General features: G+C 71.1%; 5 protein-coding genes and 1 pseudogene. 1 reads left to right on the top strand and 5 read right to left on the bottom strand.

The window, feature by feature from the left end; all coding sequences use genetic code 11:
* Positions 1-74 precede the first annotated feature (74 nt).
* The gene (locus tag MJ783_RS15330) at positions 75-854 is read left to right on the top strand and encodes an SDR family NAD(P)-dependent oxidoreductase (RefSeq protein WP_239311120.1); all 780 of its coding nucleotides are present in this window, start codon (positions 75-77) and stop codon (positions 852-854) included.
* Between the two features lie 397 nt (positions 855-1,251).
* Here the strand turns inward: MJ783_RS15330 and MJ783_RS15325 are convergent, their stop codons facing one another.
* The 5 genes and pseudogenes from MJ783_RS15325 to MJ783_RS15305 all read right to left on the bottom strand — a co-directional run.
* On the bottom strand, positions 1,252-2,130 hold the full coding sequence (locus tag MJ783_RS15325) for a thiopeptide-type bacteriocin biosynthesis protein (protein WP_239311119.1): 879 nt from the start codon (positions 2,128-2,130) through the stop codon (positions 1,252-1,254).
* On the bottom strand, positions 2,112-3,299 hold the full coding sequence (locus MJ783_RS15320) for a lanthionine synthetase C family protein (protein WP_239311118.1): 1,188 nt from the start codon (positions 3,297-3,299) through the stop codon (positions 2,112-2,114). The genes MJ783_RS15325 and MJ783_RS15320 overlap by 19 nt, the downstream gene beginning before the upstream one ends.
* The gene (locus MJ783_RS15315) at positions 3,296-6,403 is read right to left on the bottom strand and encodes a lantibiotic dehydratase (RefSeq protein ID WP_239311117.1); all 3,108 of its coding nucleotides are present in this window, start codon (positions 6,401-6,403) and stop codon (positions 3,296-3,298) included. The genes MJ783_RS15320 and MJ783_RS15315 overlap by 4 nt, the downstream gene beginning before the upstream one ends.
* 79 nt (positions 6,404-6,482) lie before the next feature.
* Positions 6,483-6,674: an FxLD family lanthipeptide gene (gene fxlA, locus MJ783_RS15310; RefSeq protein ID WP_239311116.1), complete on the bottom strand. Its 192-nt coding sequence runs from the start codon at positions 6,672-6,674 to the stop codon at positions 6,483-6,485.
* 64 nt (positions 6,675-6,738) lie between these two features.
* Positions 6,739-7,529 (bottom strand): annotated as a pseudogene (locus MJ783_RS15305) (methyltransferase, FxLD system); the annotation flags it as partial.

Raw genomic sequence — 7,529 nt, 5'->3', positions numbered from 1 at the left:
AGCATGCAGCGGCGGGCCCCTTCCAACCCCGGCGCCGGTTCAGCGGCACATGATCGACAGGCGGACATCCTCTAGTGGATCTTCATCTGAACGGCAAGGTCGCGCTCGTCACCGGTGGCTCTCGCGGCATCGGCCGGGCGATCGCGTCCCGCCTTGCGTCCGAGGGCTGCCGGGTCGGGATCTGCGGACGCGACTCCGACGCCCTCGCCCAGGCCGCAGCGAGCCTCGGCCTGGGCGACTCGGACGTGTTCAGCCTGATCGCCGACGTGACCCAGCCTGGCCAGGTCGAACGGTTCGTCGAGGAGGCAGCCAATCGCTTCGGAGGCGTCGACCTGTTGGTCGCGAACGTCGGTGGCACCGTCGGAGGGGACCTTCTCGACTCGACCCCTGAAGACTGGGCGCAGACGTTCGACCTCAACGCCGGCCACGCCGTCCGAGCCATCCGCACGGCCGTCCCGCACATGAGGGAGAACGGCGGCGGATCGGTCGTCATCGTCTCGTCGATCTCGGCCTCGAAGCCGTCGCCCCGGGCACAGTACGGGGCAGCCAAGGTCGCGGAGATCTACCTGGCCTCAGCCTTCGCCCGGGAGCTGGGGCCGTTCAACGTGCGGGTCAACGCGGTCAGCCCAGGGTCCATCCTCTTCCCCGGGGGCGGCTGGGAGAACTACGCCCGCCAGCATCCGGAGGACTTCGAGACCTTCGTGCAGCGGGACTTCCCCGCGCACCGGTTGGGCACCGCCGAGGAAGTCGCGGACGTGGTGACCTTCCTTTTGTCCGACCGGGCTAGCTGGGTGAACGGAGCCGACGTCGCCGTCGACGGCGCTCAAGGCCGGCCGAGCGCCCGCGGGTACTGACCGAGATCACCGTCACTGAGGGTGTATCGACGTAACGATCGCAGCTTCGGCGGTGCGGGCGGAGCTGAGAACGGACTCCAGCAGCGGTTCAGGCAGGGTTCCCGCTCTCAGGCCGGAGGCGTTGAGTAGGTGTGTCCTCAGCACAGATCACTTCCAGACAGGCTGCCACCTGGAGCTCCCACGAGTATGTCGGCGTGCTCTCCGCCAAGGCTGTGCGGGCCTCGGCTGAGAGGTGGGCAGGCAAGGCGGGGACGGCTGATCAAGGGGAAGAAGCAGGCCACAGCCCGTGCCGCGGGGTTCATGGTCCGTCAGTCCCCAGGCAGGAGGGCTGTGGCAGCCGCGCGGGCGAGAACGGCCTGGCTGGTGGCGGACAGGCCGAACCGGTTCCACTGGAAGATCAGCACATGGGTGAGGATCGCCCGGAGTCCGCGGCCGAGCTTTGTCTGTGCGGCGGCGTCGCCGAGTTGACGGCCGGCGGTGTCGAAGGCGGTGAGCCAGGGGGCTGGTGCGCGACCGGCCCGCCGGAGGCGAACAGGTCGCTGGTGGGCAGGTCGGGGATGGACAGAAGCAGCCGCACGTTCGCGGCGAGCTGAGCGATCTTCGGGTGGTCGGTGGCCGGTGGGACGGGGCGTAGGCCGGCGACCCGGGCGAAGACGTCGCCGCGTTCGAAGCTGTCGAGGCCGGCCGCCTGTAGGAGGCCGTTGATCAGCAGGATCGAGAGTTCGCGGCGGCCGAGGCCGGGGGTGTCGTGGCGCAGGTAGTCGAGGACGCCGCGGCTGTCAGCGCAGAACAGTTCATGGACGGCGTTCATCCCGGTTGGGCCGCCGAAGGCGAAAGTTTCCGGTTCGTAGACCGTCGACCACCAGCGAGTGAGTGCTCCGATGGCGGTCAGCTCGTCGAGCACCTGGTCGACGGCCGTGGTGTCCGCGCGGTGCAGGCGGAGCCGCCAGCAGGGGTGCTTGCGCAGGAACCACCAGCCGCCGACCGCGCCGCCGGCCTGGAGCTGGTCCAGGCGTGGGCCGAGCTGTGTGGCGGCGGTGGCTTCGGCGGTGGACCAGTCGGGGAACTGGACCCGTACCTGGTAGCAGTTCTGGTCGGCGCGCTGTTCAAGCGCCGCGAGTCCAGCCGCCTGGTAGACCCGTACCGCGTCGGCCAGGTCGGCGGGACTGAGCGCGTTGCTGGTGGCTGTGGCGTGCAGGTCGGCGCCGGCGAGCACCGCGATGACGCCGGCAGCGAGGTCTTGGGGGGCGGTGATGCTCAGGCTATGAGCAGACATATGTCCCATCCCGTGCGTGGCGGTCCGACATGTCGGGTGGATTCCGCTGCCAGGGCAATCCCCGCAGCGCCGGTCAGCAGCCCGCTGTCCTGCCCGCTGGAGGTGGAAGAGGCGGTGGCGTGCCGCGCGAGCCGGGTGGCGATCGTGGGAAGCCGGCGGCCGATGGCGGAGCTTCGCGCGTCACGGGCGGCTCGATAGGCGGTTTGGTAGATCCCGGCCAGGCCGTGGCACAGGCCGAGATCGCTGATCCGGTCGAGCTGGGAATCGGTCAGAGCGGCGGCGAGGATGGCCTCGGCGTCCTGTGCCCGTCGATGATCGTGGATGGCGAGGGCGGCAAGCTGCTGAGCGCGGGCGATGCCGATCGTGCCGTAGCACCAGGAGACGCGGCCGGGGCTGGTCTGGGTGGGGCGGCCGGTGCGCAGATCCTCGCGGGTGATCCACTGCGGCCACCAGGGGCCGTCCGCGCCGTCTTGGCGCCACTGGTCGAACCAGTCGGTCAGGGTGGCTATCGCTTCGTCCTGGCCGTCGACCAGGCTCCTTTCTGCGGCGGCGAGAGCGAGGAAGGCGAGCAGGCCGGCCGCGCCGTGCGCCATGCCGAGGTTCGCGTGCCCACCCGGGGTCGGCAGAGCGTCGTCCGGGTCATGTGCGACCCACCAGCCCGGCAGGTCGACACCGTTCTCGCGGTGCGGCCGGGTCAGACTGACCGTGTACCGCAGGAGGTCGGCGAGGATCTCACTGTCGGGGTGGCTGCGGAGCAGGAGGGCGCCGATGCCGGTCAGGCCGTAGAACAGGTCGTATTCGGCGAACGTGGTGGGCTCGCCGCGTTCGGCTCTGCTGGCAGCGAGGGTCAGCCGCTGGCGGGTCAGACGCTGTATGTGGGTGTCCAGCGTGTCGCGGGCGCTGCGGTAGCGGGGATTCCCGTCGGCGGCGGCGTGCAGGAGGAAGGCGAGGGCGGGCGCCCCGTAGTACAGGCCGGTGTGCTCGGCGGCGTCGACCGGCCCGGCGACGGCCCGCCGGATGTGGGCCTGTGCGGTGTCCCAGCTACCCGAGCCGGTCCGGGCCCGCTCGATCTGCAGGAGCGCCGTCCCGGCCGGGCCTCGGGCCAGGGACTGTCTGACCGCGTCGTCGGCGGAGAACGTCTCCACCGCGGCACCGGTGCCGGGGGTCACCGGGCACCGGCCAGAGCGAGGTGGCGCAGTGCGGCGGCGCGGGCGAGGCGCCCGGTTTCCCTCTCCAGGGTCGGATCGACACCGACGGCGCGCACATGGTGCTTGTGCAGGAGAGTCCGCAGCACTGTCCGCGGATCACGCTGCCGCGCGAGGGCCTGGTAGTACAGCGCCAGCGCGGTGGCTCGGGCGTTCCAGGCTCTGACGACTGCCTCACCGCCGGTCAGGGCACGAACCGCTTGGTGGTCACCGCCGGGATCGGCCAGGTCGAGAGCCTGGTCCCGCAGGATGCGGTCCAGGGCACCGTGCTCCTGCCGAAGGCATCCGACGAGTGCCTGGTACCCGGCCGGCAGGTCGGGAGCGAAGGAGGCGGCCAGGTCCACCATCGATGCTGCGGCCAGGGCCTGGGTGGAGATCCCGGACGTCTGGGCCGTCGTGATCTGGGCGATGGCGCAGAGGGTGTCGGCAGCGAACACCGACTCGGCGGCGGCCAGCGCGTCACCGTCGCCGTAGCGGGCGGTGTGCTGCGGAGAGGTGGCCAGGGTGAGCTGGTTGGGAAGGCCGCGGCTCTCTAGGTCGGCTGCGAAGGCGGCCACAGCGGCGGAGACCGGCCCATAGTGGTCTGGGCTGTGCAGGCGCAGGAACACCGCAAGGTACTGATCACTCTCAGGAAGGATCATGTCGCGGTGTCGCCGGACCCACCACAGCCCGACAAGCCCTTCCATGCTGGCGACCAGCCTCGGCAGGTGGCCGGTGAGGATGTCGTCGAACCGAGCCGGGTTTCCGACAAGCTGTGCATGCAGAAGGGCGGAGTCCCCCGGACGATGTACCGCTCCCGGCGCTGTGGTCACGGGGAGTGGCCGTGCCAGTGGGCTGATCGCGGTCAACGGGATCAGCAGCTCGGCCGGCCGGCCGATCCAGCCCTGTGCGTTGGGCGGCCCGTCCTCCTGCACCTCGATCCGGCCGGCCCGCTCCAGGTGGGTCAGCAGCAGCGCCCGGTCCAGATGACGATCCAGGTCAAGGGGTAGGCAAAGCTCGCCGTGGCAGAGCACGATACGTGCAGGCACGCGCCACCGGTGCCGCCAGGCACACAGTGCTTCCTGCCTTTCGTTGCCGGACTGCTCACGGGGCAGGTCGGTGGAGGTGAGCATCCAGCGGGCGACGGCCAGCACCGTGCGGCCGTAGCGGATGCGCGGCACGTAGGGCAGGACGCGGGCCGCGCCGAGGTCGAACCCGCCGAACACGGCGCTGCGGGAGTCGGCGACCTCGGCGAGGAAGCGGGCCAGCGGTGGGCTCTGCACGCTGGTGTCCAGCGCGTGCGGAATTCGAGGGATCACCCGCCGGCCGGTGGAGCGCTGCACCAGGTACATCTGCGCGCCGTCGGCGGTGACCGCCAGGTCATCCAGATCGATCAACCTGACCTCGGGGTGGGCGGGGTCGGGATACTCGGAGAGGGAGACGACGTCCGGCAGCAGCGGTTCGACACGCGCCACGTTCTCGTTGTGCGGACGGCGCGGCGGGAAGGACAGCTGCGCCGCCAGCGGCTGCTCCCGCTCCCCCGCCTTCGCCCTGGCTGTGTACGTCGCGGCCAGCCGGTCGCGGTCGGCCGGATCGAGCAGGTGGGCGAACCGTCCGGCCATACTGGTGCAGGTCCGCGGGGCGGCGGTGACCCGCAGCCGGAAGTCCCCGCGGTCGAGCGCACGGGTCGAGACCGCCCACACCTCGACACCGAGCTCGACCCGCTGCGGCGGCACGATGTCCTGGTGCTCCCCGACAGCCAGTTCCTCGACGTCCGCGTCGGTCAGCGCGATCTCTTCGGCCCCGTCCACGGCGGCCTGCTGGATCAGGGTCAGGAGCGCGGTGTCGCGGTCGGTCAGCATCCGCCAGGCAGGCCTCGCTCGCGGTGCACCGAGATACCCGCCGGGATAGCCCAGCCCCGACTCGGCAACCAGCTCCCGAACCGGAACCAGAGCGCCGGGGCCGTAGCGGGCCCGGAACCGCGCGTGATAGTCCAGCCAGGCTGTCGAGCCGAACGGCTGGCGGGACAGCCGCAGCAGCACGCTGGCCGCGAGCGCCGCCTCGGTGAGAACCCGCTCGGGGACGGCGATCTGCGCGTCGAGCCGGGTATCGACCGCGAGCATCTGACCGGCTCCCGGTGCAAGCGAGGTCATCCGCGCGGCGACCGTCCGGCGCGTCTGCGCGGCCTGCTGCGGATCGGGGGTGCGGTTATGAGTGGCCAGCAGGGCGCGGAGCCTGTCGAGTTCGCGCAGCAGGTCGCTCACGTCGGTCAGGCCCTCCGGGCCAGCTGCGCGTAACGCGTCGGCCAGATGGGTCAGGGCATCGACGGCTGTCATCGGTGGTCGCAGGTTCGTGATCAGAAGGCCGCCGTCGACCAGACCGTGTACCAGCGCGCGGATCTTGTCCGGGGAGGCGGTGGGGAACCTGGTTGCCGTCCGTGCGACGAGCGCGTCCAGCTGGATCGGGTTGCCGGCCTCCGCCAAGGCGAAGCGGACCGGTCGGGTCAGCCGTACAGACGACTCTCGCAGCGGCCCCGGGCTCGAGGCACCCGCCTCGGCCCGCCGGTGCACGATGACCCGACCGTCGCGCACGATCCGCGCGCTGTCGGCCACCACCGTCAGCCGCCCACGCAGCTCCGGATGCCCTTCGAGCTGATCGACGAGCGCCGTGACCCACTCGGCGTCCGCGCGTGCCACGGCTTGATGTGCGCGTCCCACCTCGGCGGTAGCCGGCCCGACGGTCGCGGTGCTGATGCCGGCGAATATCCCGAACGGTGTCGCGCGCCGCTGCCACCGCAGCAGGTAGGACGCCACGGCGGTGAGGGCTCGCCGGACCTCCGTCCCGGACCTTTGCCCGGCGCCGTCGTCAAGAATCTGCTCGACGCGGGCACAGAGATCGGTACTCGCCAGTAGCAGCGCCGCCCGCACCTCCGGGTGCGCCCAGGTCTTGGCCAGCCATGCCCGGCCTTCCTGCTCGACCGCGCCCGCGTCGGACAGGTCGAGATCAGTAGGCAGTTCGAGGCCGCCCGGGTCCGTCGAAGCGCGGACCTGGAGGAAGCTGGTGTGCTGGTAGCGCGGGGGCACGGCCATGGCGATCCCCTCTCCTCGCCGGTGCGGGATCCGCCGTCGGCACCCAGGTCGGGCAGGTACCGACGGCGGGACGGCTAGATCAGGACGGGTCGTTGGAGGAGGTGCTGCACGCGCTGGTGCTGCAGCTCTGGCCGCAGCCGTCGCTCGTGTCGCACATCATGATCACGATCCGGGTGGTGGACTCCACCACCCGCATGTCCAGTTCCAGCTCCGCGTCGTCAAGAGCGAAGTCCACGGACTCCGCCTGGTCGGCCATCAGCACCGGCGACATCGAGATCACTCCTTGTTCTGGTGGGGGATTTCTCGGGTGGGTGGTGCGTCCTGGACCGGCCAGGTCAGTCCGCGACCGGCCAGGAGATCGAGACCAGGCCGTGGGTCTTCGCCAGCACGGCCGTGCCCTCGCCGGCCGGCGGACGGTCGGTGCCCGTCGGCCAGTAGGCGAAGGTCGGGGCCGGTCCGCCCCGTGCCTGGCGATCCCAGGCCTGGATCTGCTTGACGAGCGCGGTGGCAGCGGCCTCGCCGTGCGGGCCATACGCTCGTCCGCCGAACTCGACCCCGGCGCCATCCAACGCCGGGCGCACCGCCAGATAGGCGAACGAGTCGCCCTGCACGGCCCCGAAGGGGAACCAACTCTTGCGGTCGGCGGCGAGGTCGGTTCCCTCGTCCGCCGTCAGCCGGCAGAAGCCCGGCAGGAAGCAGGCGAACCACAGGTGCAGGTCGGCGAAGGACACGCCGTTACGGATCGTGATCCCGGAGCACACCTCGGTCCGAGGCGCCGCGAGGACGCCGTCCAGAAGATCCAGGTCCTGGGGCGGGTCAACGTCGAAACGCAGCCGGACATGACGGCCGTGCCCGTCAGGCAGAAGGAAGACCCGCTCGTCGTGGGCACCGGCACCCTGCATGGGGACGAACCCGCACACCTCGGCCGAGGTGCTCACCAGGTGATCGCCGTCGCGGCGGAACCCGATCGATCGGGTAATCCCGTTCATCCGCAGCGGTACGACGATCCGGCCGTCCTCGGCCAGCTGCGCGAGCCACGCCGGCGAGAGGTCCCAGGCACCGGCCGTCACCAGGATCGCGTCGACCCGGTCGCCGAGCTCGGCCACGCCGTCCTCAGCGTCCGCGC

The sequence above is a fragment of the Protofrankia sp. Cj3 genome (genome assembly GCF_917627355.1).
GTDB lineage: Bacteria > Actinomycetota > Actinomycetes > Frankiales > Frankiaceae > Protofrankia.
This window is presented reverse-complemented; position numbering and strand designations above follow the sequence as displayed.